This window comes from Citrobacter sp. RHBSTW-00599, assembly GCF_013784065.1.
Taxonomy (GTDB): domain Bacteria; phylum Pseudomonadota; class Gammaproteobacteria; order Enterobacterales; family Enterobacteriaceae; genus Citrobacter; species Citrobacter braakii.
This window is the reverse complement of record NZ_CP056717.1, coordinates 3,215,679-3,241,426: the sequence shown is the minus strand read 5'-3', so window position 1 is coordinate 3,241,426 and position 25,748 is coordinate 3,215,679. Positions and strand designations below refer to the sequence as shown.

At 51.5% G+C, this 25,748-nt stretch carries 27 protein-coding genes and 1 tRNA gene; 18 read left to right on the top strand and 10 right to left on the bottom strand.

All coding sequences use genetic code 11. The features are described 5' to 3' along the window. Positions 1 to 34: 34 nt before the first annotated feature. The gene (locus tag HV243_RS16045) at positions 35 to 742 is read left to right on the top strand and encodes a winged helix-turn-helix domain-containing protein (RefSeq protein ID WP_016152579.1); all 708 of its coding nucleotides are present in this window, start codon (positions 35 to 37) and stop codon (positions 740 to 742) included. Between the two features lie 87 nt (positions 743 to 829). Next, entirely contained in the window at positions 830 to 2,071 is a 1,242-nt protein-coding gene (agp, locus tag HV243_RS16040; protein WP_016156163.1) for a bifunctional glucose-1-phosphatase/inositol phosphatase, read from the top strand. Positions 2,072 to 2,109: 38 nt separating this feature from the next. Here the strand turns inward: agp and HV243_RS16035 are convergent, their stop codons facing one another. Further along, positions 2,110 to 2,337 (bottom strand): YccJ family protein, encoded by a 228-nt coding sequence (locus HV243_RS16035; RefSeq protein ID WP_016152581.1) that lies wholly within the window; start codon positions 2,335 to 2,337, stop codon positions 2,110 to 2,112. A gap of 20 nt (positions 2,338 to 2,357) precedes the next feature. Continuing rightward, complete coding sequence (wrbA, locus tag HV243_RS16030; protein ID WP_003832057.1) at positions 2,358 to 2,954, bottom strand: NAD(P)H:quinone oxidoreductase; 597 nt, start codon at positions 2,952 to 2,954, stop codon at positions 2,358 to 2,360. Between the two features lie 386 nt (positions 2,955 to 3,340). Here wrbA and HV243_RS16025 point away from each other — a divergent pair, with 386 nt between their 5' ends. From HV243_RS16025 to rutR, 3 genes are all read left to right on the top strand, one after another. Next, positions 3,341 to 3,514: a general stress protein gene (locus HV243_RS16025; RefSeq protein ID WP_003036022.1), complete on the top strand. Its 174-nt coding sequence runs from the start codon at positions 3,341 to 3,343 to the stop codon at positions 3,512 to 3,514. Between the two features lie 165 nt (positions 3,515 to 3,679). Next, a complete protein-coding gene (locus HV243_RS16020; RefSeq protein WP_016156164.1) occupies positions 3,680 to 4,594 on the top strand; it encodes a DMT family transporter in 915 nt (304 codons plus the stop codon). Positions 4,595 to 4,652: 58 nt separating this feature from the next. Beyond that, a complete protein-coding gene (rutR, locus tag HV243_RS16015) occupies positions 4,653 to 5,291 on the top strand; it encodes an HTH-type transcriptional regulator RutR (RefSeq protein ID WP_053389923.1) in 639 nt (212 codons plus the stop codon). On the opposite strand, the gene HV243_RS16010 is transcribed toward rutR, so the two are convergent. Both HV243_RS16010 and putA read right to left on the bottom strand, forming a co-directional pair. Then, positions 5,288 to 5,683 carry a lysozyme inhibitor LprI family protein gene (locus HV243_RS16010; RefSeq protein WP_053389922.1) on the bottom strand — a complete coding sequence of 132 codons (396 nt, stop codon included), beginning with the start codon at positions 5,681 to 5,683 and terminating at the stop codon, positions 5,288 to 5,290. The two genes, rutR and HV243_RS16010, sit on opposite strands and share 4 nt — an antisense overlap. A 775-nt stretch (positions 5,684 to 6,458) precedes the next feature. After that, positions 6,459 to 10,421 carry a trifunctional transcriptional regulator/proline dehydrogenase/L-glutamate gamma-semialdehyde dehydrogenase gene (gene putA / locus HV243_RS16005; RefSeq protein WP_016152585.1) on the bottom strand — a complete coding sequence of 1,321 codons (3,963 nt, stop codon included), beginning with the start codon at positions 10,419 to 10,421 and terminating at the stop codon, positions 6,459 to 6,461. A 422-nt stretch (positions 10,422 to 10,843) separates the two neighbouring features. On the opposite strand from putA, the gene putP reads away from it, so the two are divergent. The 6 genes from putP to phoH all read left to right on the top strand — a co-directional run bounded on the left by putP (position 10,844) and on the right by phoH (position 17,184). Further along, positions 10,844 to 12,352, top strand: coding sequence for a sodium/proline symporter PutP (gene putP / locus HV243_RS16000; RefSeq protein ID WP_016152586.1), 1,509 nt, complete (start codon positions 10,844 to 10,846; stop codon positions 12,350 to 12,352). Positions 12,353 to 12,565: 213 nt separating this feature from the next. Further along, positions 12,566 to 13,399, top strand: a complete 834-nt coding sequence (gene efeU, locus HV243_RS15995) for an iron uptake transporter permease EfeU (protein ID WP_053390116.1) — start codon at positions 12,566 to 12,568, stop codon at positions 13,397 to 13,399. A 58-nt stretch (positions 13,400 to 13,457) separates the two neighbouring features. Next, complete coding sequence (gene efeO / locus HV243_RS15990) at positions 13,458 to 14,585, top strand: iron uptake system protein EfeO (RefSeq protein WP_053390117.1); 1,128 nt, start codon at positions 13,458 to 13,460, stop codon at positions 14,583 to 14,585. Between the two features lie 5 nt (positions 14,586 to 14,590). Next, a complete protein-coding gene (gene efeB, locus HV243_RS15985) occupies positions 14,591 to 15,874 on the top strand; it encodes an iron uptake transporter deferrochelatase/peroxidase subunit (RefSeq protein ID WP_053390118.1) in 1,284 nt (427 codons plus the stop codon). A 246-nt stretch (positions 15,875 to 16,120) separates the two neighbouring features. Further along, positions 16,121 to 16,417, top strand: coding sequence for a hypothetical protein (locus HV243_RS15980; protein ID WP_181541568.1), 297 nt, complete (start codon positions 16,121 to 16,123; stop codon positions 16,415 to 16,417). Continuing rightward, positions 16,396 to 17,184, top strand: coding sequence for a phosphate starvation-inducible protein PhoH (gene phoH, locus HV243_RS15975; RefSeq protein WP_181603854.1), 789 nt, complete (start codon positions 16,396 to 16,398; stop codon positions 17,182 to 17,184). The genes HV243_RS15980 and phoH overlap by 22 nt, the downstream gene beginning before the upstream one ends. 57 nt (positions 17,185 to 17,241) lie before the next feature. Here phoH and HV243_RS15970 read toward each other — a convergent pair whose 3' ends face one another. Further along, positions 17,242 to 17,610 carry a hypothetical protein gene (locus HV243_RS15970; protein WP_053390119.1) on the bottom strand — a complete coding sequence of 123 codons (369 nt, stop codon included), beginning with the start codon at positions 17,608 to 17,610 and terminating at the stop codon, positions 17,242 to 17,244. Between the two features lie 370 nt (positions 17,611 to 17,980). Next, positions 17,981 to 18,068 (bottom strand) — tRNA-Ser (locus HV243_RS15965). 235 nt (positions 18,069 to 18,303) lie between these two features. Here HV243_RS15965 and ghrA point away from each other — a divergent pair. From ghrA to HV243_RS15945, 4 genes are all read left to right on the top strand, one after another. After that, positions 18,304 to 19,242, top strand: coding sequence for a glyoxylate/hydroxypyruvate reductase GhrA (ghrA, locus tag HV243_RS15960; RefSeq protein ID WP_016152594.1), 939 nt, complete (start codon positions 18,304 to 18,306; stop codon positions 19,240 to 19,242). Positions 19,243 to 19,328: 86 nt separating this feature from the next. Further along, positions 19,329 to 20,066 (top strand): phosphatase, encoded by a 738-nt coding sequence (locus HV243_RS15955; protein WP_016156173.1) that lies wholly within the window; start codon positions 19,329 to 19,331, stop codon positions 20,064 to 20,066. 23 nt (positions 20,067 to 20,089) lie between these two features. After that, positions 20,090 to 20,644, top strand: a complete 555-nt coding sequence (locus tag HV243_RS15950) for a molecular chaperone (RefSeq protein ID WP_016152596.1) — start codon at positions 20,090 to 20,092, stop codon at positions 20,642 to 20,644. Between the two features lie 101 nt (positions 20,645 to 20,745). Next, a complete protein-coding gene (locus HV243_RS15945; protein ID WP_016156175.1) occupies positions 20,746 to 21,228 on the top strand; it encodes a DUF1097 domain-containing protein in 483 nt (160 codons plus the stop codon). A gap of 47 nt (positions 21,229 to 21,275) precedes the next feature. Here the strand turns inward: HV243_RS15945 and csgG are convergent, their stop codons facing one another. From csgG to csgD, 4 genes are read right to left on the bottom strand one after another with little or no spacing between them, the layout of a single operon-like run. After that, the gene (csgG, locus tag HV243_RS15940) at positions 21,276 to 22,109 is read right to left on the bottom strand and encodes a curli production assembly/transport protein CsgG (RefSeq protein ID WP_016152598.1); all 834 of its coding nucleotides are present in this window, start codon (positions 22,107 to 22,109) and stop codon (positions 21,276 to 21,278) included. A 25-nt stretch (positions 22,110 to 22,134) separates the two neighbouring features. Next, a complete protein-coding gene (gene csgF, locus HV243_RS15935; protein ID WP_016152599.1) occupies positions 22,135 to 22,548 on the bottom strand; it encodes a curli production assembly/transport protein CsgF in 414 nt (137 codons plus the stop codon). Positions 22,549 to 22,573: 25 nt separating this feature from the next. After that, complete coding sequence (gene csgE, locus HV243_RS15930) at positions 22,574 to 22,966, bottom strand: curli production assembly/transport protein CsgE (protein ID WP_016152600.1); 393 nt, start codon at positions 22,964 to 22,966, stop codon at positions 22,574 to 22,576. A gap of 4 nt (positions 22,967 to 22,970) precedes the next feature. Next, complete coding sequence (gene csgD / locus HV243_RS15925) at positions 22,971 to 23,621, bottom strand: biofilm master transcriptional regulator CsgD (RefSeq protein ID WP_003036091.1); 651 nt, start codon at positions 23,619 to 23,621, stop codon at positions 22,971 to 22,973. A 759-nt stretch (positions 23,622 to 24,380) separates the two neighbouring features. Between csgD and csgB the strand changes: the two genes are divergently transcribed. From csgB to csgC, 3 genes are all read left to right on the top strand, one after another. Then, positions 24,381 to 24,836: a curli minor subunit CsgB gene (gene csgB / locus HV243_RS15920; RefSeq protein ID WP_019076446.1), complete on the top strand. Its 456-nt coding sequence runs from the start codon at positions 24,381 to 24,383 to the stop codon at positions 24,834 to 24,836. 40 nt (positions 24,837 to 24,876) lie between these two features. Next, positions 24,877 to 25,326, top strand: coding sequence for a curli major subunit CsgA (csgA, locus tag HV243_RS15915; RefSeq protein WP_006685125.1), 450 nt, complete (start codon positions 24,877 to 24,879; stop codon positions 25,324 to 25,326). A gap of 62 nt (positions 25,327 to 25,388) precedes the next feature. After that, positions 25,389 to 25,721, top strand: a complete 333-nt coding sequence (gene csgC, locus HV243_RS15910; RefSeq protein WP_046274771.1) for a curli assembly chaperone CsgC — start codon at positions 25,389 to 25,391, stop codon at positions 25,719 to 25,721. Positions 25,722 to 25,748: the final 27 nt, after the last annotated feature.

Here is a 25,748-nt window from a genome sequence, read left to right as displayed (position 1 = left end):
GTTAATTCAGACATTCAGTGTCAAAGAGGTCGCTATGGCATCAGTGATGTTAAGTGAGGAAGAGGGCGCTCTGGAGTCACGAATGGCGCTCACCGCGGCGGCGATGGCCGATAAATCGCGCTCGCGAATGTTGTGCGCCCTGATGGATGGCCGCGCCTGGACCGCGACCGAACTCAGCGCAGTGGCGGATGTGTCAGCGTCGACCGCCAGTGCGCATCTGGCGCGTCTGTGCGAACAACGTTTTGTTGTGGCGCTCGCGCAGGGCAGGCATCGTTATTTTCGCCTTGCAGGCTCCGATATCGCTGAACTGCTGGAGCGCCTGATGGGCGTGGCGTGGGCTACATCTACGCCACGAAAAATCACGACGCCGCCAGGCTTACGACATGCCCGAACCTGCTACGATCATCTCGCTGGCGAGGTGGCGGTGAGGCTGTTCGATACGCTGGTTTCCCGTCAGTGGTTAACGCCGGATGGTGAAACGCTGACCTCTCTTGGGCAGGAAAAACTGGCACAAATGGGGATTGTCCTGGCTGCGAGCGCATCGCGGCGGAAATTAACCTGCGGTTGTCTGGACTGGAGTGAACGACGTTACCATCCCGGCGGCGTGCTTGGCGCATCGCTGCTACGCTGGCTGATTGAAAAACGATGGATAAAAACGGAGCTGAGTGGTCGCCGCGTCACCTTCACCCCGCTTGGCATTCGCAAATTAGAAACCGAGTTCGGTATTAAAACGACACCGTAGATGGTGCGTTTTGCGAAAGCGTTCCGGGAAATATGTCATATTTCTGTCACACTCTGTTGTGATTGATAACAACAAGAGGTCGTAGGGATGAATAAATCGTTAATCGCCGCAGCCGTGGCAGGGGCTGTATTAATGTCAACCGCCGCGCAGGCGCAGACCGCGCCGGAAGGCTATCAGCTTCAGCAAGTATTGATGATGAGTCGGCATAACTTACGTGCACCTTTAGCCAATAATGGCAGTGTTCTTGAGCAGTCCACCCCCAAACAATGGCCAGAATGGGATGTCCCCGGCGGACAACTCACCACCAAAGGCGGCGTGCTGGAAATCTATATGGGCCACTATATGCGAGAGTGGCTGGCAGAGCAGGGGATGGTGAAATCGGGCGAATGTCCGGCGCCGGGTACGGTCTATACCTACGCTAACAGCCTGCAGCGTACGGTCGCGACGGCGCAGTTCTTTGTCACCGGTGCTTTCCCGGGTTGCGACGTCCCGGTCCATCATCAGGAAAAAATGGGCACCATGGATCCCACCTTTAACCCGGTGATCACCGATGATTCCGCCGCCTTCAGCCAGCAGGCGGTTCAGGCAATGGAGAAAGAGCGTAGCCAAATGCAGCTCAACGACAGCTATCAGTTGCTTGAGCAAATGACCGACTACAAAGACTCTCCGTCCTGCAAAGAAAAACAGCAGTGTTCCCTGACCGATGCCAAAGATACGTTTAGCGCGAAATATCAGCAGGAGCCTGGGGTTTCGGGGCCGCTGAAGGTCGGAAATTCGCTGGTTGATGCCTTCACGCTGCAATATTACGAAGGCTTCCCGATGGATAAGGTTGCCTGGGGCGAGATTAAATCCGATCAACAGTGGAAGGTTCTGTCGAAGCTGAAAAATGGCTATCAGGACAGCCTGTTCACCTCCCCGGAAGTGGCGCAGAACGTCGCCAAACCGCTGGTGAAGTATATTGATAATGCGCTGGTTACTGAACGGGTAAAAGCGCCAAAAATAACCGTGCTGGTGGGGCATGACTCAAACATCGCATCGCTGCTCACCGCGCTGGATTTCAAACCGTACCAGCTTCACGATCAGAACGAGCGTACGCCGATTGGCGGGAAGATTGTCTTCCAGCGCTGGCATGACAGCAACGCGAATCGTGATCTGATGAAAATCGAGTACGTGTATCAGAGCTCGCAGCAGTTGCGTAATGCAGACGTTCTGACCCTGAAATCCCCGGCGCAGCGTGTAACGCTGGAGCTGAAAGGGTGTCCGATAGATGCGGATGGCTTTTGCCCGATAGATAAGTTCGACAGCGTGTTGAATGAGGCGGCTAAGTAAAAGAAAAACTCCCCCGTGTTCGCGGGGGAGTCTGAGCGCTAGACGTTTTTGCGTTCGATAGTCTGTTCACCCCAAAAGAGCGAATCTTTGTCTGTTTTCTTAAAGGCTTTGATGAGCACCTCGTCGCTACCTTCTTCCCAAATTTTTTCCGCCAGTTTCTCGTCATAATGCGCGACTTCAAAAATGGCTTCGGCTATTTCCGGCGATGTATTGCGCAGACTTGCCCATTCGCCGACGCGATGGGCTTTCGCTTCTTGAGTTGGCATTCGAATCCTCCTGTTGAAGATTAGCCGTTGAGTTTTACTGCCAGACCTGCGACATATTCACCCTGATAGCGGGCGATAGATAATTCTTCCTGACTTGGCTGGCGAGAGCCGTCGCCTCCGGCGATGGTGGTTGCGCCGTAAGGGGTACCGCCGCGAACTTGAGAAACATCAAACAGCTCTTGCGCCGCGTAACCGATAGGCACAATCACCATCCCATGGTGAGCAAGCGTAGTCCAGGTTGATGTAATGGTTTGTTCCTGACCACCGCCGGTTCCTGTCGAGCTGAATACGCTGGCGAGTTTGCCGTACAGGCCGCCTGAAGCCCACAGCCCGCCAGTCTGGTCGAGGAAGGTGCGCATCTGACCGGACATATTGCCAAAGCGTGTGGGGGTACCAAAAATAATGGCATCGTAATCTGCCAGTTCTTGCGGGGTTGCGACTGGTGCGTTTTGTGTTTTGCCACCAGCTTTGAGGAAAATCTCCGGCTGCATGGTCTCTGGTACACGCTTAATAATTACTTCCGCGCCATCTACCTTATTTGCGCCTTCTGCGACTGCATGGGCCATAGTTTCAATGTGTCCGTACATGGAATAATAAAGCACCAGAACTTTTGCCATTTTACACTACTCCTCGAGTTAACCGTGTCCGTAGCGACTCGCTACCTACCTTTAAAGATATGACGTACTGTCAGGAGTGCAAATTTCACAATCACTTCTTTGATTTATAACAATTTTTATAACAACTTCTCTTGTTGCAAAATGATACATATTTAACCGGGTGGAATTTGGTAGTCATAAGAAAGACTTATTGATTTCTCGCTGTGATTATTTCTCTATCACCACCAATCCTGTTGCAGGATATTACAGTTAGCGGCTGCTCAGGCCACGCTTCACTATGCTTAATCCCACGCAGTTATTTTCAGGGTATCGCCCGTAACGCTGCGTGAGGTATCACTACTCAGTACCTATGCAATATGATGTCTAATCAATGACGGAGGTCAGTAATGGCAAACCATCGAGGCGGTTCCGGCAACTTTGCGGAAGATCGCGAAAGAGCATCAGAAGCAGGTCGAAAAGGTGGCCAGCACAGCGGGGGCAACTTTAAGAATGACCCGCAACGCGCTTCAGAGGCAGGCAAAAAAGGGGGCAAAAATAGCCACGGCAACAACAAATCGTAATTGCCGGGCTAGCTGTCAGATATGCCGTGACGGCTGAGGATCAGAGTCAGACGTTACGTAGCCACCCACCGCCGCCGGTTTCTTCCGGCGGTTTTTTTTGTCTGCAAGGTTGAACTGTAACAAAACGCAACGCAGACTAACGACATTCAGTTAATCGGGTGTCTCATGTCATTACTTTCTCGTTATTCCTTCTCTGTTAAACCTCAGGAAGCGATCCTCATTGTGATCACTATGTTCTGGGGTGGCACGTTTTTGGCAGTGCAATATGCCGTTACCCTGAGCGGACCTTTTTTCTTTGTCGGCGTGCGTTTTGCCACCGCTGCGCTGGCGGTCGCGCTTTTGTCACTACGCACATTGCATAAACTGACGTGGCTGGAAGTCAAAGCAGGCGTTGCGATCGGTATCGCAATTGCGTTGGGCTATAGTCTGCAAACCTGGGGGCTACAGTTTATTCCCAGCAGTAAATCGGCGTTTATTACCGCGATGTATGTGCCGTTGGTCCCGCTTTTACAATGGCTGTGTCTGGGGCGTATGCCCGGCCTGATGCCGTGTGTCGGCATTGTGCTGGCCTTTATCGGGTTGATTTTTCTCGCCGGACCAGGAGGCAATTTGCTGGCTTTAGGTGAAGGAGAGTGGATCACACTCGCCGGCGCGGTGGCGATTGCGGCAGAAATTATCCTGATTAGCGCGTGGGCGGGAAAAGTGGATGTGCGGCGGGTAACGGTGGTACAACTGGCAACCGCTTCGATAGTGGCGTTTATTGCCATGGCTCCGGCCGGAGAGTCCGTACCACCGATGTCTACGGGATTGCTGGTGGTGGCGCTGGGATTGGGGATTTTCAGTGCGATTATTCAGGTCACCATGAACTGGGCACAGCGCAGCGTTTCGCCGACGCGCGCGACGGTCATTTATACCGGTGAGCCGGTGTGGGCGGGGATCTTTGGTCGCCTGGCGGGGGAACGCTTACCGCTACTGGCTTTGCTCGGCGCAGCATTCATTATTGTTGGCGTGCTGGTCAGCGAACTGAAGTTCAAAAAGAAAAAAGGGGGAGTGCAAGAGGCACCGCCGGAGTCGCTTTAATTTAACCATTCACCGCGTGATTTGGTATGCTGACGCCCTCACAAGAAGGAGAGGGCGCATGGTCCAACGCGCAGAGAAAAAAACAGGTAAGCGCTCGCAGGCCGTCAGTGCAAAACGCCAGGCCATATTAACCGCGGCATTAAATATCTTCTCCCAATATGGGATCCACGGCACGCGTCTCGAACAGGTCGCTGAGCAGGCGGGTGTGTCAAAAACGAATCTGCTTTATTACTACCCGTCAAAAGAGGTGCTCTATATTGCTGTTTTGCGGCAAATCCTCGACGTCTGGCTGGCTCCGTTGAAGGCTTTTCGCGAAGACTTTGCGCCGCTAGCGGCCATTAAAGAATACATTCGCCTTAAGCTGGAAGTGTCGCGCGATTACCCTCAGGCTTCACGACTGTTTTGTATGGAGATGCTGGCAGGTGCGCCTTTATTGATGGCTGAATTAACGGGCGATCTCAAAACGCTAATTGATGAGAAATCGGCGCTGATTGCCGGTTGGATCAAAAGTGGGAAACTGGCTCCGGTCGATCCGCATCATCTGATTTTTATGATTTGGGCTTCAACCCAGCACTACGCCGACTTTGCCCCACAGGTTGAGGCGGTAACGGGCGCAACGCTGCGTGATGAAGCCTTTTTTAACCAAACGGTGGAGAGCGTGCAGCGGATGATTATTGAAGGGATCCGCGTGCGTTAACTGGCTGGCGGTAACGGACAGCTTAAATCGCCCTCTTCGCACTGTAAGAGCGAGGCGAGAAACGCTTCACGCTCGTTGGTTTTATCCGTCAGACACTGGCTGGAAATCATCGCCTGGACGCTACCGCCTTCGGTGCCGGAACTGATTAACGCGCAGTCCGCATCGCGCAGGGTTATCCATGAGATTTGCGCTTTTTTCAGTAAATCGCGCTGGGTTGGGGCGGCGCGCTTAAGCGCATTCTGATAAGTGTCATTAAGTTTGGTATCGGCCGCCTTAAACTGCTCTGCCGCACAGGTGTTCATCTCAATCTGAGTGTTCGCGTTGGCGCAGTCATCCGCCAGCGCCTGGCCGCTCAACAGCAGCGTTGCACATGTCAGTACGATTCGTTTCATGCTTCCCTCTGGCTCCATAAAAAAGGCCCCGTTACCGGAGTCATGCTTGTCAGTTAACGAGGATGAGTGGCACATACGGAGGTAATGAATCTGTTGCCTCCGGTATATTGCTACGTTCACCTTACGTTTGTCACTTCTCTGAAACGATCCTCCCTGTGAACGTGTTAAGGGTACTATCGCCGTACCCTTAACAATCCCGGCTCCCGGCGGGAAAATTGCCGCTCCGCGGTCCCCTCCGTTTATTCCTCCAGGCTACCGGGCCGGGCGCGAGGAAGCGTCCCTGCAAAACGCGCCCTGAACCCGCATCCCTGCGGGTTCTCCCGGCCTTACGGAAACACGTCGGCAATTTTCAGCCGGACCAGCCCACACCTGACCCCTGCGTTTTTTTATCTGAACAGCAAAACAGAGTTAACTGGAAGTCAGTGCGTTGCAGCGATGACCCCGTTCCGGCTGAAAATCGATGAGGCGTTGACGGCTGACCGGGTCTGCCCGCAGGGATGCGGGCAGAGGGGACGGCCTGCAGGGACGCAGGCCCGGCCCCGACCCGAAGGCAGACGGCATAAGACGAATGAATCGCGCAGCGACGATTTTCCCGCCGGGAGCCAGGGATGCAAGGGAGGCGGCGGTGAGCCTCTCTTGCACGTTCACGGGTGTCTGAGCCTCAGAAAAGTGATACCACTGAGGTGAACGGAACCCTGAGCCGAAATCACATGTTCGCCGTAATGCTTAATTGACAGGCATTACCCCCTAACCGGAGCCTTAATTAACCACAACCTTAGCCGATTGTCATCAGGCTGGCGTTCCCCCCGGCAGCGGCGGTATTGACGCTCAGGGAGCGTTCAATGTACAGCCTCTCCAGCAGAATATTGCTTTCGCCACGGGCAAAGCCCTGGACTGATACAATCGCCCCTTCGCGGGCAGCTACCGCTTCGCACAGTGAACGCAGTTGGTCGGAATCGCCGTGGAAAATAACGGCATCAAACGGCTGCGTGGTGATGTTGTCCGCTTTGGCAAACTGGATGCGCCCGGAGACGGCGGCTGGCAGACGTTTTGCCAGTTCACGATGGAACGCATCATCTGGCCACAGGATTAAGCTACCAACGGAAGCCACGGCGGCAACCTGTACCAGCGCGTCCTGTTCATCATCGGCGATACACAGTACGCGTTCACGCGGCAACAGCGTCCAGGTATTGCGCTCGCCAGTGGGTCCTGGCAGCAGACGCTGAGTACCGGCCTGCGCCAGTTCGCCAAACTGCTGGCAGAGCGCCTGCAGCGAGGGTCGATCGGTTGCCCATTCGCTGAGCGCTTCCAGCGGCTGAACGAGTGCAGCTTTAAGCTGTGCATCGACCGGGTAGTCGGCATCCTGACGGGCCAGCGTAATGCCTAACGCATTTTCTGGGCGGTTAGCCAGCAGGCGATACAGATACAGCGGTCCACCTGCTTTTGGCCCGGTACCAGACAAGCCTTCGCCACCGAATGGCTGAACGCCGACAACGGCACCGACCATATTGCGGTTAACGTACAGGTTCCCCACGTGTGCCGATCCTGTGACCTGGGCGATGGTTTCATCGATACGGGTGTGTACGCCCAGCGTCAGGCCGTAGCCGGAGGCATTAATTTGCTCAATCAGGTTGCCCAGATTGTTACGGGTGTAGCGCACGACGTGCAGTACCGGACCAAACACCTCTTTTTGTAATTCGTCGAAGCTTTCCAGCTCGATCAGCGTCGGAGCAATAAAGGTACCGGTTTGCCATTCACGCGCATCGTCGCTGTTTTCGCGCACGGCCTGAAACACCGGGCGTCCTTTGGCGCGCATGGCCTGAATATGGCGCTCAATATTGGTTTTGGCTTCTTCATCAATTACCGGCCCAATATCGGTGGTCAGGCGACCTGGATTACCCATGCGACATTCCGCCATCGCGCCGCGCAGCATTTTCAGCGTATGGTCGGCTACATCATCCTGCAGACACAGGACGCGCAGCGCGGAGCAGCGCTGTCCGGCGCTGTCAAACGCTGAAGCCAGAACGTCGACCACGACCTGTTCCGTCAACGCGGAGGAGTCGACAATCATTGCGTTCATCCCACCGGTTTCGGCGATAAGCGGGATTGGACGCCCCTGAGCATCAAGGCGGGTGGCAATATTGCGTTGCAACAGCGTGGCGACTTCCGTTGAGCCGGTAAACATGACGCCGCGTACGCGCTCATCGGAAGTGAGCTGCGCCCCGACGGTTTCACCCTGACCAGGCAACAGTTGCACCACGCCCGGCGGTACACCCGCTTCGAGCAAAATAGCGATGCCCTGGGCGGCAATTAACGGGGTTTGTTCCGCCGGTTTCGCCAGCACGCTGTTACCCGCCGCCAGCGCGGCGGCAATCTGCCCGGTGAAAATGGCCAGCGGGAAGTTCCATGGGCTGATACAAACCACGGGTCCTAACGGTCGATGGGTTTCATTATCGAAATCATCGCGAACCTGACCGGCATAATAATGCAGGAAGTCTACCGCTTCGCGCACTTCCGCAATGGCGTTGCTGAAGGTTTTACCCGCTTCGCGTACCAGGATGCCAATCAGCTGCTGCATCTGACCTTCCATCAGAACGGCGGCACGATGCAAAATGGCGGCGCGCTCTTGTGGCGGTGTGGCGAACCAGATCGGCGCGTTATTCGCTGCGTTCTGTAACGCCTGTTCCACTTCAGCGTGAGTCGCCTCACGCACGTAACCGACAATGTCTTTCGGCTCGGCTGGGTTAACGACTGGCGTCATTTCGCCGTCAGCAACCGGGTGCTCGAGAATGGGTTTAGCGTGCCATTTTTGTAGCGCGCTGTTGAGCAGGGCAGAGGACAGCGAGGCCAGACGATGTTCGTTAGCTAAATCCAGCCCGCCTGAGTTTTCGCGGCCTTTACCGTACAGGTCACGCGGCAGGGCAATCTTCGGATGCGGCAGACCGGCCTGACCTTCTTGCTGCGCGAGTTTTTCAACAGCTTCGACCGGATCGGCAACCAGTTCATCCAGCGGCAGGGTCGTGTCGGCAATGCGGTTGACGAACGAGGTGTTGGCGCCGTTTTCCAGCAGACGACGCACCAGGTAAGCCAGCAGCGTTTCGTGCGTGCCGACCGGTGCATAAATGCGGCATGGACGATTCAGTTTGCCATCCGCAACTTTGCCGGTGACCTGCTCATACAGCGGTTCGCCCATGCCGTGCAGGCACTGGAACTCGTACTGACCCGGATAGTAGTTTTGACCGGCTAACTGATAAATCGCCGCCAGCGTATGGGCGTTGTGGGTGGCGAACTGCGGGTAGATCAGATTCGGTACGGCAAGCAGTTTTTTCGCACAGGCCAGGTAGGAAACGTCGGTGTACACCTTACGGGTGTAGACCGGATAACCTTCCAGACCGTCCATCTGGGCACGTTTAATTTCGCTATCCCAGTAGGCGCCCTTAACCAGACGGATCATCAGGCGGCGGCGGCTGCGCGTGGCGAGGTCAATCAGATAGTCGATAACATACGGGCAGCGCTTCTGGTAGGCCTGGATAACAAAACCGATCCCGTTCCAGCCTGCCAGTTCGGGTTCAAAGCACAGTTTTTCCAGCAGATCGAGGGAGATCTCCAGTCGGTCAGCCTCTTCGGCGTCGATATTAATGCCGATGTCGTACTGACGTGCCAGCAGAGTAAGCGATTTCAGACGAGGATAGAGTTCATCCATTACGCGATCATACTGCGCACGGCTGTAACGCGGATGCAGTGCCGACAGCTTGATAGAAATGCCTGGCCCTTCGTAGATACCGCGCCCGTTAGAGGCCTTACCAATGGCGTGGATCGCCTGCTGGTATGAAACCATATAAGCCTGTGCATCGGCGGCGGTCAGGGCCGCTTCGCCCAGCATGTCATAGGAGTAACGGAAGCCTTTTTCTTCCAGTTTACGCGCGTTAGCCAGCGCTTCAGCGATGGTCTCCCCGGTGACAAACTGCTCGCCCATCAAGCGCATGGCCATGTCGACGCCTTTACGCACCAGCGGCTCACCGCTCTTGCCGATAATACGGTTGAGTGAGCGTGAGAGGCTGGCTTCGTTATGCGTTGAAACCAGACGACCGGTAAACAACAACCCCCAGGTCGCCGCGTTGACGAACAGAGACGGGCTGCGGCCAATGTGCGACTGCCAGTTACCGTTGCTGATCTTGTCGCGGATTAACGCATCGCGGGTCGCTTTATCTGGAATACGCAGCAAGGCTTCGGCCAGACACATCAGCGCGACGCCTTCCTGTGAAGAAAGGGAGAATTCCTGCAATAAACCTTGTACCATCCCGGCGCGGCCGCTGGCGGTCTTCTGGTTACGCAGTTTGTCTGCCAGATCGTATGCCAGCTTATGCGCCTGCTCGGCGATAGGCTGCGGCAGACGAGCCTGCTCCATCAGCATAGGTACGGCGTCAGTTTCGGCGCGGCGGTAAGCAGCGGTGATTGCCGCGCGGGAAACTGACTGCGGCAGGATCTGTTCAGCAAATTCCAGGAAAGGCTGATGCGCTTCATTTTGCAGCGTGGTCGACTCATCGCCCTCATTCGCAGCACCCGCCAGCAGGGCCGGTAGTTCAGGAAGCGCGTCGTCATTTTCCAGTCTTTCGAGATAATTAAAAATGGCTTGTTTGATCAGCCAATGTGGCGTGCGATCGATTCGTGATGCTGCTGTTTTAATACGCTCGCGAGTGGCGTCATCCAGCTTAACCCCCATCGTGGTGGTTCCCATGCCGTTTACTCCTGTTGTACTGAAATACGGGTCTGATAGTTACCGAGAAATATCCACTATGTTGCAACTTTGTGCAACCGTGTTAAATGTGACTTGGTTTGCAAGCTTGGAAATGAATGAAATGTTAATAAACATGAGTGTTTTGACGGGGGCTATAAAAGTTGCCGAATCTTTTTCTCTGCGGTAGTTAACACTTTTAAAAGGTGCAACCGAAAAAAGTGTGAGAGAGTGCAACCTACAGAAAAATGCTATCTACTCTGGATTAAATTTGATGTAAATGGTGTGTTAAATCGATTGTGAATGACCATCGCTTCCGGCAGGATACGGTCGCCCTGGTAAACATAGATATCTTTGCCACGTTCCGGCAGGGTAATAAAACGGCAAGCCACGGCATTGCTGATACATAATTTTGGAGAGTTTTGATGGCTATTAGCACACCGATGTTAGTGACATTCTGTGTCTATATTTTCGGCATGATATTGATAGGGTTTATTGCATGGCGTTCAACCAAAAACTTTGACGATTACATTCTGGGTGGACGCAGTCTGGGTCCATTCGTGACCGCGTTATCTGCCGGGGCATCTGACATGAGCGGCTGGTTGCTGATGGGCCTGCCTGGCGCGATTTTCCTGTCGGGGATTTCAGAAAGCTGGATCGCTATTGGCCTTATTTTGGGCGCGTGGATCAACTGGAAACTGGTGGCCGGACGTTTACGCGTGCATACCGAATACAATAACAATGCGCTGACGTTACCGGATTACTTTACCGGTCGCTTTGAAGATAAAAGCCGAATTCTGCGTATTATCTCCGCGCTGGTTATTCTGCTGTTTTTCACCATCTACTGTGCTTCCGGTATTGTGGCAGGGGCGCGTCTGTTTGAAAGCACCTTTGGCATGAGTTACGAAACAGCGCTGTGGGCAGGGGCGGCCGCGACGATTATTTATACCTTTATCGGTGGTTTCCTGGCGGTAAGCTGGACCGATACCGTCCAGGCCAGCCTGATGATCTTCGCCCTGATCCTGACGCCGGTAATGGTAGTCATTGGCGTGGGTGGGTTTGACGATTCGCTGGAAGTGATTAAACAAAAGAGCATTGAGAACGTGGACATGTTCAAAGGGCTGAATTTTGTTGCCATTATTTCCCTGATGGGCTGGGGTCTGGGCTATTTCGGTCAGCCGCATATTCTGGCGCGCTTTATGGCGGCTGATTCTCACCATAGCATTGTTCATGCCCGCCGCATCAGTATGACCTGGATGATCCTGTGTCTGGCAGGTGCAGTTGCCGTTGGCTTCTTTGGTATCGCTTACTTTAACAACAACCCACAGCTTGCCGGTGCCGTTAACCAGAACGCCGAACGCGTGTTTATTGAACTGGCGCAAATCCTGTTCAACCCGTGGATTGCCGGTATTCTGCTGTCTGCTATCCTCGCAGCGGTGATGTCGACCCTGAGCTGCCAGCTGCTGGTGTGCTCCAGTGCAATCACCGAAGACTTGTATAAAGCGTTCCTGCGTAAAAATGCCAGCCAGAAAGAGCTGGTATGGATTGGTCGCATCATGGTGCTGGTTGTGGCGCTGGTGTCTATCGCGCTGGCGGCGAACCCGGAGAACCGTGTGCTTGGTCTGGTAAGCTACGCCTGGGCCGGCTTTGGCGCGGCGTTTGGTCCGGTGGTTCTGTTCTCCGTAATGTGGTCGCGTATGACGCGTAACGGCGCGCTGGCCGGGATGCTCATCGGTGCGGTGACGGTAATCGTCTGGAAGCAGTTTGCCTGGTTGGGTCTGTATGAAATCATCCCAGGCTTTATTTTCGGCAGCATCGGTATTGTGGTCTTCAGCCTGTTGGGTAAAGCGCCTTCAGCCGCTATGCAGCAACGTTTTGCCGAGGCTGATGCGCATTATCACACAGCTCCGCCATCACGTTTACAGGCAGAGTAATCCGCCTCGATCTTTAAGCCCGCCGCGTGCGGGCTTTTTTATTTGTCCCCGCTGCAAACCGCCCTAATCGTTACCCGCCTAACTGTTTACATTAAGTCATCATTCTCAAAACATTCTGCTTGAGTTTTTCTTTACTGTAATGATAATCACTATCACTGTAATTTACTTTTCTTTTCATCAATTGACTGAGAATAACGTTTAAGGGTTCTTCGCATGTTTGTTCCATTTCTTATTATGTTGCGCGAAGGGTTAGAGGCCGCGCTGATAGTCAGCCTGATTGCCAGCTACCTGAAACGGACTCAGCGTGGTCGATGGATTGGTGTGATGTGGATTGGTGTTCTGCTGGCGGCGGCGTTATGTCTGGCGTTAGGCGTTTTCATCAATGAAACCACCGGTGAATTTCCGCAAAAAGAACAGGAGCTGTTTGAAGGCATCGTGGCGGTCATTGCCGTGGTGATCCTCACCTGGATGGTGTTCTGGATGCGTAAAGTTTCGCGCAACGTCAAAGTCCAGCTTGAACAGGCTGTCGATAACGCGTTGCAACGCGGCAATCATCACGGCTGGGCGCTGGTGATGATGGTCTTTTTTGCCGTTGCCCGTGAAGGCCTGGAATCGGTGTTCTTCCTGCTGGCGGCATTCCAGCAGGATGTAGGCATGTGGCCACCGTTAGGTGCGATGCTGGGGCTGGCCACCGCAGTGGTGCTGGGTTACCTGATTTACCTCGGCGGCATTCGCCTCAACCTCGGGGCATTCTTCAAATGGACCAGCCTGTTCATTTTGCTGGTGGCCGCTGGTCTTGCCGCTGGGGCCATCCGCGCGTTCCACGAAGCCGGGTTATGGAATCATTTTCAGGATGTGGCGTTTGACATGAGCAGCGTGCTTTCAACGCATTCGCTGTTTGGCACATTGATGGAAGGTATTTTCGGCTATCAGGAAGCGCCGAGCGTCAGTGAAGTCGCCATTTGGTTTATCTACCTGATTCCGGCATTGATTATGTTTGCACTGCCGCCGCGTTCAGGCACTACGGCATCGCGTACCGCACCCTGATAAAAACGCGATGCAGAACACTCCTTAGTTACAACATACTTATTTATAGGGATAGGTTATGACGTTTAATTTTCGCCGTAGTGCGCTGCAGTTGGGTATTGCCGCGCTGTTTGCCTCCGCTTTTTCTGCACAAGCCGCCGATATCCCGCAGGTGAAAGTCACGGTTAACGACAAACAGTGTGAGCCGATGACGATCACGGTTAACGCTGGGAAAACGCAGTTCATCATCCAGAACCACAGCCAGAAAGCGCTGGAGTGGGAGATCCTTAAAGGGGTTATGGTGGTTGAAGAACGTGAAAACATTGCGCCGGGCTTTAGCCAGAAAATGACAGCTAACCTGCAGCCAGGTGAATATGATATGACCTGCGGTCTGTTGACCAACCCGAAAGGCAAACTCATTGTAAAAGGTAGCGCAACGGCGGATGCCGCGCAGGGCGATGCTCTGCTGAGCCTAAGTGGCGCAATTACCGAATACAAAGCCTATGTGACAGCCGAAACTGCACAACTGGTTGCGGGCACCAAAGCATTCACCGATGCGATTAAAGCCGGCGATCTGGAAAAAGCGAAATCGCTGTATGCGCCAACCCGTCAGCATTATGAGCGTATTGAACCGATTGCTGAACTGTTCTCCGATCTCGACGGCAGCATCGATGCGCGTGAAGATGATTATGAGCAAAAAGCCGCCGATCCTAAATTCACCGGCTTCCACCGCCTGGAGAAAGCGTTGTTCGGCGACAACACCACCAAAGGCATGGACAAGTATGCCGACCAATTAAACCGCGATGTTCTTGACCTGCAAACGCGTATTAGCGAGCTGGCCTTCCCACCGTCAAAAGTGGTTGGCGGGGCAGCAGGACTGATTGAAGAAGTCGCTGCCAGCAAAATCAGCGGAGAAGAGGATCGCTACAGCCATACCGATCTGTGGGATTTCCAGGCCAATATCGATGGCGCGCAGAAAATCGTCGATCTCCTGCGCCCTCAGTTACAAAAATCCAATGCTGGGCTGTTGGCGAAGGTGGATGCGAACTTCAAAAAAGTCGATACCATTCTGAGCAAGTACCGTACCAAAGACGGTTTTGAAACCTATGACAAACTGACCGACGCCGATCGCAATGCGCTGAAAGGGCCAATCACGACGCTGGCGGAAGACTTGTCGCAATTACGCGGTGTTCTGGGTCTGGATTAAGCAAAATGCAGCAAGATAATGAAAACGGCGTGAGCGAACCTTCACGCCGACGTTTACTGAAAGGGATGGGCGCCCTGGGTGGGGCGCTGGCGCTGGCGGGTGGATGTCCGGTTGCCCACGCGCAAAAACCACAAAGCGCGCCGGGAACGCTGTCCCCTGATGCGCGTAGTGAAGTGCAGCCGTTTTATGGTCAGCATCAGGCAGGGATCCTGACGCCACAGCAGGCATCGATGATGCTGGTGGCGTTCGATGTTCTCGCCAGCGATAAGGCTGATCTGGAACGCTTGTTCCGCTTGCTGACCACCCGATTTGCGTTTCTGACCACGGGCGGGCCGGCGCCGGATACGCCGAACCCGCGTTTACCCCCTATGGATTCCGGTATCCTCGGCGCATACATTGCGCCAGACAACCTGACGATGACGTTGTCAGTCGGCGCCTCGCTATTTGATGAACGTTATGGCCTGATATCGCAGATGCCGAAAAAGCTGCAAAAAATGACCCGCTTCCCGAATGATTCGCTGGATGCGGCGCTGTGCCATGGTGATTTGCTGCTGCAGATTTGTGCCAACACGCAGGACACCGTTATCCATGCGCTGCGCGATATCATTAAACATACGCCCGATCTCCTTAGCGTGCGCTGGAAACGTGAAGGGTTTATTTCCGACCATGCCGCGCGCAGCAAAGGCAAAGAGACCCCGGTCAACTTGCTTGGCTTTAAGGACGGCACTGCGAATCCGGACGCGACGGATACGAAGTTGATGCAGGATGTGGTGTGGGTTACGGACGGACAGGGCGAACCTGTCTGGGCGCAAGGTGGTAGTTATCAGGCCGTCAGGCTCATTCAGTTTCGCGTCGAGTTCTGGGATCGTACGCCGCTGAAAGAGCAGCAAACGATATTTGGTCGAGATAAACACACCGGCGCGCCGCTGGGTATGCAGAACGAGCATGATGTGCCTGACTATGCCAGCGATCCCGAAGGTGAGGTGATTGCGCTCGACAGTCATATCCGCCTGGCGAATCCGCGCACGAAAGAGACCGAGTCCAGCCTGATGATGCGCCGTGGCTACAGCTATTCGCTCGGTGTGACCCCATCCGGTCAACTGGATATGGGACTGTTGTTTGTCTGCTATCAACACGATCTGGAAAAAGGCTTTTTGACTGTGCAGAAACGCCTCAACGGTGAAGCGCTGGAAGAGTATGTCAAACCAATTGGTGGGGGCTACTTCTTTGCTTTGCCGGGTGTCAAAACCGCAGATCAATATCTGGGACAGTCTCTACTCGAAGCCTGATGATCACGCCCCGTTGTACAGCGGGGCTTTTCCTGACATCTGTATGAATGAACAAATTATTTTTTATGATCGGTACGAGACTGAAATAATTTTGTCATCTCTCTGCAAGAGACTGTCTCTGGTGATTAGATAGAATTTAAGTTAACGACAAGTAAAAATATTGTTGCATTAACGAAAGATTATGATGTAATTATAAGAAACAGCGGTAGTTCCCGGCGGTGATAGTCGTTCACTATGGAGATCGCGATGGAAAAGTCCTGTATTGGACACATTTTTCACAGTAGCTGCAGTACGTTACGCGGACGTTTCTCTTCCGGTAGCCACCTCGTCACCGCTAAATCTCTCACCCTTTCACTTCTTATCTTCGTAACTGACACCTTGTACGGTGCGCGTAGCCGTGTGTGGCGTCTTATCCGAAAGCAAGCAATGGCTTACAAGGAAGCCAACCCTCAGATGTTCGTGCGCATAATCGTGCCGCCAACGGCGCGTGTGATGTATACCTACAACTCAAGGTGCTATCCATGGGAAGACAAAAAGCAGTGATCAAAGCTCGTCGTGAAGCAAAACGTGTGCTGAGGCGGGATTCGCGTAGTCATAAACAACGTGAAGATGAATCGGTCACCTCGCTTGTGCAGATGGGCGGCGTAGAAGCGATTGGTATGGCGCGTGATAGTCGCGACGCCACGCCAATCACGGCGCGGAATGAAGCTCAGGCCCAGTACCTGAATGCTATCGAGAGTAAACAGCTGATCTTCGCTACCGGTGAAGCCGGGTGTGGTAAAACCTGGATCAGCGCGGCAAAAGCAGCAGAGGCCCTGATCCACAAAGACGTGGACAGGATCATTGTAACCCGTCCAGTTCTGCAAGCTGATGAAGACCTCGGCTTCTTACCTGGAGATGTTTCCGAGAAGTTTGCGCCTTATTTTCGTCCAGTGTATGACGTGCTGGTGAAACGTCTGGGCGCCTCCTTCATGCAATATTGCCTGCGGCCTGAGATTGGTAAGGTGGAAATCGCGCCATTCACCTATATGCGTGGACGCACATTTGAAAATGCAGTGGTCATTCTTGACGAGGCTCAGAATGTTACTGCAGCACAGATGAAGATGTTTTTGACTCGCCTCGGAGAGAATGTGACGGTGATTGTGAACGGGGATGTGACCCAGTGCGATCTACCCGCCCACGTTCGCTCAGGGCTAAGCGATGCACTGGCCCGTTTCGAAGAAGATGATATGGTTGGGATTGTTCGTTTCAATAAAGACGATTGCGTCCGTTCGGCACTCTGTCAGCGGACGCTCAATGCTTACAACTGATAAGTACTCCGTCTTCAAGGCCCGGGAAACCGGGCTTTGTTATTTGACGTCAGCAGATTACTTTCTTTTGCTGCTCCAGTAGTTGGCGTAGACCTGGTCAAACAACTGGTTATTTTCGTCTATTTTCTTTAGCGCTTGTGCCAGAAAGGTCAGCAGGTCATCCTTATAAATCCCACCTAACGTAGTTTCTTTTCGTAAGATCCCATTGCTGGTGTAGGTTTTTTTAATGGTGACGTTATGCCTGACGTTGCAAATAACCGTTCGCTGATACTCTTCGTAGAATCGGCTGTCAGGATCGAAAAACGTATTTATTTCATTCGGTGTACGTTTGAGGATTTTTCGCGAGAAAACCTTCAACGGAATAAATCCTGCTTCGTCTGCCTGCGACATGATCTCATCAAGCAAAGTTCCTTCTATGTTTAACATGCCGTTATTTTCCTGATTGCTTGAGAAAGCGGTAGTTACAGCATAAGAGTGGTTTAGATAATGTGCAACGGGGCGGGGGATGATGCTTGATAGCGCGATGCTTATCAGACCTACAGGTTAACGCTATTCAGGACGGCTCACATGCGAAAAAAAAAAGCCCGTACTTGCGTACGAGCTCTTTCTCGAATATGGCGGTGAGGGGGGGATTGACTCGCTTCGCTCGCCCTTCGGGCAGCCTGTTCGCTGCGCTCTCAGTCTGTCCAACTGGCTGCGCCAGTTGTCGACCCCCGGTCGGGGCTTCTCATCCCCCCGCAGGCGTGCAACATGCGAAAAAAAAGCCCGTACTTGCGTACGAGCTCTTTCTCGAATATGGCGGTGAGGGGGGGATTCGAACCCCCGATACGTTGCCGTATACACACTTTCCAGGCGTGCTCCTTCAGCCACTCGGACACCTCACCATATTGTTGTTCCTGTGCTACCGGAACGGGCGCTAATTTAGGGAAATACCGCTCCGGCGTCAATCAACTTTTTGAAAAAAACGTGCATTTACACAAACTTCAATCAATATGCAGCTTAAATAAGCGGGAATTGTTTTTTTTGCCAGCACCCTAAAATTTGCTACTCTGATGTTCCCTCGAAAAATGATGATTATAAGTGCGAGTACGTTCCGCATAACAATGTTCAGGAGACGTTATGGATATAATTTTCTATCACCCAACATTCGATACGACCTGGTGGCTTAATGCGCTGACAAAGGCCATACCTGGCGCGCGGGTCCGTGAGTGGAAGGCAGGTGATAATGCGCATGCTGACTACGCGCTGGTCTGGCATCCTCCGGTTGAAATGCTCGCCGGACGAAAATTAAAAGCCGTATTTGCGCTGGGTGCGGGCGTCGATTCTATTCTCAGTAAACTAAACGCTCATCCGGAAATGTTGGATGCGTCGATCCCGCTTTTCCGTCTGGAAGATACGGGGATGGGCCTGCAAATGCAGGAATATGCGGTTAGTCAGGTATTGCACTGGTTCCGTCGCTTTGATGACTACCAGGCATTAAAAAACCAGGCGAAATGGCAACCGTTGCCAGAATATACCCGCGATGAGTTTAGCGTCGGGATCATGGGCGCTGGTGTTTTAGGTGCAAAAGTTGCAGAAAGTCTGCAAGCATGGGGGTTCCCGCTACGCTGCTGGAGTCGTACGCGTAAATCCTGGTCTGGTGTGGAAAGCTTCGCCGGTACCGAGGAACTGGGCGCGTTTTTGAGTCAAACTCGCGTGCTGATCAACCTCCTGCCTAATACGGCAGAAACCGTAGGCATTATTAACGCTGATTTACTCAGCCAATTGCAGGATGGCGCTTACGTGCTCAACCTGGCGCGCGGCGTTCATCTCAATGAAGACGATCTTCTGGCATCGCTGGACAGCGGCAAAGTGAAAGGTGCCATGCTGGATGTCTATAGCCGTGAACCGCTGCCGGAAACCAGCCCGCTATGGAAACATCCGCGTGTGGCAATGACGCCGCATATCGCCGCGGTAACACGCCCGGCAGAGGCGGTGGACTACATCTCCCGTACGATTTTGGACCTGGAAAGTGGGAAATCCGTAACGGGTCAGGTCGATCGCGTTCGGGGATATTGATGGTAACCCGGCAAGTGCCGGGTTTGAGCTAATAAATGGCGACGATACCTGCTATCCTTGACGGAAAATGACTACAGGAGAGAGTTATGTATCCCGTTGACCTGCATATGCATACCGTCGCCAGTACCCACGCCTACAGCACCTTAAGTGATTACATCGCTGAAGCCCATCGCAAAGGCATCAAGCTGTTTGCCATAACCGATCATGGACCGGACATGGCGGATGCGCCTCATCACTGGCACTTTATTAATATGCGCATTTGGCCTCGTATCGTCGATGGCGTAGGGATCCTGCGCGGTATCGAGGCGAATATTAAGAATATTGAAGGCGAAATCGACTGTTCAGGTCCGATGTTTACTTCTCTGGATCTCATCATTGCGGGCTTCCATGAGCCGGTTTTTGCACCTCATGATAAAGACACCAATACCCAGGCAATGATAGCCACGATGGCCAGCGGTCACGTGCACATCATCAGCCATCCGGGGAATCCCAAATATCCCGTGGATATCACAGCGATTGCGCAGGCGGCAGCAAAATACCAGGTCGCGCTGGAAATCAATAACTCCTCGTTTTTGCATTCGCGTAAGGGGAGTGAGGACAATTGTCGCGCGGTCGCTGCGGCGGTGCGTGATGCCGGAGGCTGGGTGGCGTTAGGGTCGGATTCACATACCGCTTTCACACTGGGTGAATTTGGTGAATGCCGTAAAATTCTGGATGATGTAAATTTCCCGGAAGACAGAATTTTAAACGTCACCCCTAAACGCCTGCTGGCGTTTCTGGAATCGCGAGGCATGGAGCCGATCGCGGAATTTGCTGAACTGTAATTGTTACTAACTGGAATATATCAATGAACGAGTTTTCTATCCTGTGTCGTGTACTGGGCTCGCTGTTTTACCGCCAACCGCAGGACCCTTTACTGGTTCCTCTGTTTACCCTGATTAGTGAAGGTAAACTGTCTGCCAACTGGCCGCTGGAACAGGACGAACTGCTCACTCGTCTGCAGAAAAGCTGCGATATGCCTCAGTTAGCTGCGGATTACAACGCGCTGTTTGTCGGCGACGAGTGTGCGGTGCCGCCTTATCGTAGCGCCTGGGTAGAAGGGGCGAAAGAATCCGATGTTCGTGCTTTTCTTTCTGCCCGCGGAATGCCGCTGGCAGATACGCCTGCAGATCATATTGGCACGCTGTTGCTGGCGGCTTCATGGCTTGAAGACCAGTCTGCGGAAGATGAAAGTGAAGCACTCGAAACCTTGTTTGTGGAATACCTGTTGCCCTGGTGCGGCACGTTCCTTGGCAAAGTTGAAGCACACGCAAACACACAGTTCTGGCGTACCATGGCACCGTTAACGCGTGATGCCATTGGCGCGATGTGGGACGAATTGCAGGAAGATACTGAAGAGTAAATGTGATTTAGATCACATTAAACTGCAACTCAAATTACATCATTGCATGAATTGTGTGCACGATCTCATTCCCATGCCGTTTTTCTGCTAAGATACGCGGCATGAACATACTTCTCTCAATTGCAATCACAACGGGCATTCTCTCTGGGATTTGGGGATGGGTGGCCGTATCTCTTGGTTTACTCAGTTGGGCTGGCTTTCTGGGCTGCACGGCCTATTTTGCCTGTCCGCAGGGTGGGCTGAAAGGGCTGTGGATCTCGGCGTGTACGCTGCTAAGCGGTGTGGTGTGGGCGTTGGTGATTATTAACGGTAGCGCGCTTGCCCCGCATATGGACATTATTGGTTATGTCATGACGGGAATTGTCGCGTTTCTCATGTGTATTCAGGCAAAGCAATGGTTGCTTTCATTTGTGCCGGGTACCTTTATTGGCGCATGCGCAACGTTTGCAGGGCAGGGTGACTGGCAGTTGGTCGTGCCTTCTCTGGCGCTGGGGCTGGTATTCGGCTATGCGATGAAAAACAGCGGATTGTGGCTGGCATCTCGTCGTGAGAATCGGCTATCGTCGACGCTGACCAGTAAATAAAAAAAGCGTGAGGGTTTTCCTCACGCTTTTTATGCTGTATCGAGCACTCAGGATTCCGGAGGTACCGACAAATGGCGGTATTTAACCAGGATGTCATTATCAACTTGTTTCTTATCCTGCAAATCCCACAATCCGCGATCAATCCCGTCATTAATCAGGAAGATAACGCCGGTTTCAATTGCTGACATCAGACAAAGCATAACCGGTTCGTTAGAGGTGTAGCCAATTTCACCTTCCAACAGTCGCTGGTAGTCAATGAAGCGGAATACCCCAGCCTGCACTTCATAAGACAAGATAGTTTTGCTGGTATTCACCGATGAGAGGATTTCACCGGTACTAACGTTAACCACACGCAGGTTGACCGCTATCTGGTCGAGCTGGTACTGCGTATCGGCGCCAATACCGAAATAGCGCGCACCAACGCCACCCGATTTAACGTTGCTTTCATAACCAATAATTGACCCTTCTACCATGATGTTTGCCGCGGTCAGAGACTGCAGAGGGATCCGGTTATTAATGGCAACTGTGCCGTTTTCCTGAGCCGCACGAATGATTTTTCGTTCGTTAAGCAAGTTCTGCAATCCCTGACGTTCCAGCGGAACGAACCAACGAGAATCCTTCAATGCGGTGACAAGCATCGCCGTGGCGCTTTGCGGGACGGCGGTTGAGAAGTTACTTGCCGGATAAGGTTTAAACTGGCCAGTCTCATCCTGAATATTGTATACCGAGACAAAAATCTTACCTGTAGGCATGGGCAGGTGCGTCAAGTCTTTATAGCTTTGGGCTCGGGGCATTAATGTCGGCTTAGCGGCTTCTTGCGGCGGGGCTGTTAAACATCCGCTGAGTAAAATTACTGCCACCATGATAAGTAAGCGCTGCATGATTTTTTCCTTTCGTGGCTATAATTTAGAAATCGGTCGACTGATTTTGTAAACCCGACACTTCAATAGTCGACGTTCTCCCCGTTTTCCTGTCCGTGACATTCAGTTGCAGTTGTCCATCCCGGTTGGCGATATCAACGATAAAATCGCTGGTTACCATCCTTCCCGGCTTACCGGTATTGATATTGGTAAGTAAGCCACCGAGTATTTGTGACTGGATCGCCTGGGTAAAGTTATCCAGCGCTGTTGGGGTTTCAATCCCGTAGTCGCCGGCACTCGGATCTTTATACGAGTTTTGCGCCTGGGCGCTGTTCAGTAAAAAAGAGCCGTTATTTGGGTTACCACCAAAGTTAGGGTTGCGGAACTGGAACGTCATATTTCCGGCCCAACTTAATGGTGAAATCAGCATGAGCAAAACCACTGCATGTTTGACACGCATGAAAGCCTCCGGACAAAATCATGTTTTAGAATTCATCGCGCGCTAAATCGCTCGTGCTTAATAGTGTTTGATCTATTTGCCGACGATTTAATGCTTCCTCTGTTTCTGCCAATGCAAAGACCACAATTTTGTCGAAGTCTCTTTTCGTCGGGAATAAAAAAGTCTGGAAGATAACGTCCTGATTGACCGTTATGGTGATCCAACTTCCCCAACGTGCACTGGGTCTTTCATTAATGGTTAAGTTTCCTGTGTACTTACTTTCCCACTTGTCACTAAAGGCCCGGTAAAAATCATGGCCAATGGAAGAGACAGTGTGGTCAGTTAACAGTCCGGGAACCTCCACCTCTACAGCCGCGTGTAGATTCCCGGCAGCAAGGAACAAATTTGCTGCCACAATCCAGGTCAAATAGCGTTTCATGGCTTTATCGCCTGAGGTTATCATTGGCCCACGAGACCGCCTGCGTACGATTTTTGACAGCTATCTTTTTGAAAAGATTATAAAGATGTGTTTTCACCGTATTTTCACTAATAAATAGTGAACGCGCGATTTCAATATTTGAGGCGCCGATACGCAGTTTATTAAGGATCTCTTTTTCACGGTGCGTAAGTAATGCCGACTCCGTGCTGTTATAGCGGTAGTTCCCGGAATGCGTGATCAGGTAGCTGGCGAGCTTTTGCGAAAAGTAGCATTCGCCCCGCAACACACCCTGCAAACCGCTGACTACACGCTGCTCATCTTCAGTTGCGTAAAATACGCCATTGATATGCGGCCAGTTTTCAATATCCCGGTAAGGATAATCATCTGGGGTATTCAACAATAAAGTTTTTATATTGTTGTTTTTTCTGCTCAAATTATCTTGCCAGTAATGGATCAGTTTTTTATCTGCCTCCATCATATCCAGTAAAACAATGCAGCTGGAGGATATATCATCCAGAGAACGTTGAATATTATGTAGTTTTCCGGTTAACGCCAGCGATTGCTTTAAATGCTGTAATAACGCAGTTGCCTGCAGGGATGGTTTAGTGATCAACAATAATGTATGACCATGAATACTATGGACTTCATTAAACATGATGAAACTCCACTTTTTTAGTCGCACACCTGACAGTTGCCTCTACTAAAATAGAGGCACCAGAAGTACTGACAGATGTTGCACTGCTGTGTAGAAATAAAACTTCGACCCAACGGGGTGAAAATATTAAAACAAATGGACTTCAACTGATTTCAATCTAGCTATTACAAATCTTAAAGCAAGTGTTAAACATGTTACATAATGTAAATTTATATATTAAAATGTGATTTTTGCGTTTTTGTGGAGTTTAGATTTGATAGTAAAGTTGTACATTTTATCGTTATTGCATAGATTTAAAAAATCATACAAATTATAATATCTTATTGAATTTTAAGAAATAAAATTATAATTAGATGGTTTTAGATTTCTAATGAATTTTGATTTTTTTGTCTCACTTTAAGTTGAACAATTTTAGATAGAAAAAAATGACACTTGTCACGACTTGTACCGAGGACAATCCCACTACCGTCTGCAAGGCCCAGAAAACGCGGGAAACGCGTTTTTTTGTTACTGCATAGAAATTCACTCATCGGGTTACAAAATAAATAAAATCCAGAGCTATAACGGTGTTAATTGCGGTTAATTAGTACTTTGGGGTGAATCTGGATATAAAAATACAACTGGTGGGTGAGTTATTTAAAATGTTTCAACGGACATACTCTTCATCGTAACGTGGCGTTAACAAATGTAAGTCACGTTAACAATAATTTGAGTGGTAAATAATTTAACCTTATGTACGACCAGGTCCAGGGTGACAACATGAAAAACAAGTTGTTATTTATGATGTTTACAATGCTGGGTGTGCCTGGGATTGCATCCGCTACAAGTTATGATTTAGCTAACTCAGAATATAACTTTGCGGTAAATGAATTAAGTAAGTCTTCATTTAATCAGGCAGCCATTATTGGTCAGGTTGGCACTGCGAACAGTGCAAATACTCGACAGGGGGGCTCGAAGTTATTGTCGGTTATTTCGCAAGAAGGTTCTGGTAACCGAGCGAAAACAGACCAGACGGGGTCATATAACTTTGCATATATTGATCAAACGGGTAGTTCCAATGACGCGAGTATTAAACAAGGTTCATACGGTAATACGGCGGTAATTATCCAGAAAGGTTCTGGTAATAAAGCCAATATTACTCAGTACGGTACACAAAAAACAGCAGTTGTGGTGCAGAGACAGTCGCAAATGGCAATTCGCGTTACTCAACGCTAATCCATTAACGACGATTAAATCAATCCGATGGGGGTTTACCATGAAACTTTTAAAAGTGGCAGCATTCGCAGCAATCGTAGTTTCTGGCAGTGCTCTGGCTGGTGTTGTTCCGCAATGGGGCGGCAATCATCATGGTGGCGGTAGTAATTATGGCCCAGACTCTTCACTGAGTATCTACCAATATGGGTCAAACAACGCTGCGAATGCTCTGCAAAGTGATGCGCGTAAATCAGATGTCACTATCACACAACATGGGCGTGGTAACGGGGCTGTAGTTGGTCAAGGCGCTGATGACAGTACCATTAGCCTGAAACAGACTGGCTTCCAGAACAATGCCACTATCGATCAGTGGAATGCTAAAAATGCTGATATTAGTGTAACCCAGTTCGGTGGCCGTAACGGTGCGTTGGTTAATCAGACCGCGTCTGACTCCAATGTGCTGATTCAGCAAGTTGGCTTTGGCAACAACGCTACAGCTAACCAACACTAATTCAGTTTTCTGACTGATAATAAACAGGGCGTGAGCCCTGTTTTTTTTTTCGGGAGAATATGATGCATACGCTATTACTCATTGCCGCGCTGGCAAATCAAATAACATTCAATACTACTCAGCAAGGTGATATGTACACCATTATTCCTCAGGTGACGTTAACCCAACCGTGCGTATGTGAGGTACAAGTCCTTGCCATACGTCAAGGGCAGGGGGGACAAAGCCAGTCGCAGCAGAAAATAAGCCTTTCGGTCCCTGCTAATCGACCGATTGAATTAACCAAACTGAGCTTTAATATTTCATCTGAGGATTCGGTCAAAATTATCGTTACCGTTTCAGATGGGCAGTCTCTGCATCTGTCGCAACAATGGCCTGACTCAAACAGTCACCCATAATTTTTTGCTGTATTTGCATTAAGGGTG

Bases quoted from the DNA above. Each gene is read 5' to 3' on its own strand.
- HV243_RS16045 (WP_016152579.1), top strand. From the start codon at position 35: ATGGCATCAGTGATGTTAAGTGAGGAAGAGGGCGCTCTGGAGTCACGA.
- agp (WP_016156163.1), top strand. From the start codon at position 830: ATGAATAAATCGTTAATCGCCGCAGCCGTGGCAGGGGCTGTATTAATG.
- HV243_RS16035 (WP_016152581.1), bottom strand. From the start codon at position 2,337: ATGCCAACTCAAGAAGCGAAAGCCCATCGCGTCGGCGAATGGGCAAGT.
- wrbA (WP_003832057.1), bottom strand. From the start codon at position 2,954: ATGGCAAAAGTTCTGGTGCTTTATTATTCCATGTACGGACACATTGAA.
- HV243_RS16025 (WP_003036022.1), top strand. From the start codon at position 3,341: ATGGCAAACCATCGAGGCGGTTCCGGCAACTTTGCGGAAGATCGCGAA.
- HV243_RS16020 (WP_016156164.1), top strand. From the start codon at position 3,680: ATGTCATTACTTTCTCGTTATTCCTTCTCTGTTAAACCTCAGGAAGCG.
- rutR (WP_053389923.1), top strand. From the start codon at position 4,653: ATGGTCCAACGCGCAGAGAAAAAAACAGGTAAGCGCTCGCAGGCCGTC.
- HV243_RS16010 (WP_053389922.1), bottom strand. From the start codon at position 5,683: ATGAAACGAATCGTACTGACATGTGCAACGCTGCTGTTGAGCGGCCAG.
- putA (WP_016152585.1), bottom strand. From the start codon at position 10,421: ATGGGAACCACCACGATGGGGGTTAAGCTGGATGACGCCACTCGCGAG.
- putP (WP_016152586.1), top strand. From the start codon at position 10,844: ATGGCTATTAGCACACCGATGTTAGTGACATTCTGTGTCTATATTTTC.
- efeU (WP_053390116.1), top strand. From the start codon at position 12,566: ATGTTTGTTCCATTTCTTATTATGTTGCGCGAAGGGTTAGAGGCCGCG.
- efeO (WP_053390117.1), top strand. From the start codon at position 13,458: ATGACGTTTAATTTTCGCCGTAGTGCGCTGCAGTTGGGTATTGCCGCG.
- efeB (WP_053390118.1), top strand. From the start codon at position 14,591: ATGCAGCAAGATAATGAAAACGGCGTGAGCGAACCTTCACGCCGACGT.
- HV243_RS15980 (WP_181541568.1), top strand. From the start codon at position 16,121: ATGGAAAAGTCCTGTATTGGACACATTTTTCACAGTAGCTGCAGTACG.
- phoH (WP_181603854.1), top strand. From the start codon at position 16,396: ATGGGAAGACAAAAAGCAGTGATCAAAGCTCGTCGTGAAGCAAAACGT.
- HV243_RS15970 (WP_053390119.1), bottom strand. From the start codon at position 17,610: ATGTTAAACATAGAAGGAACTTTGCTTGATGAGATCATGTCGCAGGCA.
- ghrA (WP_016152594.1), top strand. From the start codon at position 18,304: ATGGATATAATTTTCTATCACCCAACATTCGATACGACCTGGTGGCTT.
- HV243_RS15955 (WP_016156173.1), top strand. From the start codon at position 19,329: ATGTATCCCGTTGACCTGCATATGCATACCGTCGCCAGTACCCACGCC.
- HV243_RS15950 (WP_016152596.1), top strand. From the start codon at position 20,090: ATGAACGAGTTTTCTATCCTGTGTCGTGTACTGGGCTCGCTGTTTTAC.
- HV243_RS15945 (WP_016156175.1), top strand. From the start codon at position 20,746: ATGAACATACTTCTCTCAATTGCAATCACAACGGGCATTCTCTCTGGG.
- csgG (WP_016152598.1), bottom strand. From the start codon at position 22,109: ATGCAGCGCTTACTTATCATGGTGGCAGTAATTTTACTCAGCGGATGT.
- csgF (WP_016152599.1), bottom strand. From the start codon at position 22,548: ATGCGTGTCAAACATGCAGTGGTTTTGCTCATGCTGATTTCACCATTA.
- csgE (WP_016152600.1), bottom strand. From the start codon at position 22,966: ATGAAACGCTATTTGACCTGGATTGTGGCAGCAAATTTGTTCCTTGCT.
- csgD (WP_003036091.1), bottom strand. From the start codon at position 23,621: ATGTTTAATGAAGTCCATAGTATTCATGGTCATACATTATTGTTGATC.
- csgB (WP_019076446.1), top strand. From the start codon at position 24,381: ATGAAAAACAAGTTGTTATTTATGATGTTTACAATGCTGGGTGTGCCT.
- csgA (WP_006685125.1), top strand. From the start codon at position 24,877: ATGAAACTTTTAAAAGTGGCAGCATTCGCAGCAATCGTAGTTTCTGGC.
- csgC (WP_046274771.1), top strand. From the start codon at position 25,389: ATGCATACGCTATTACTCATTGCCGCGCTGGCAAATCAAATAACATTC.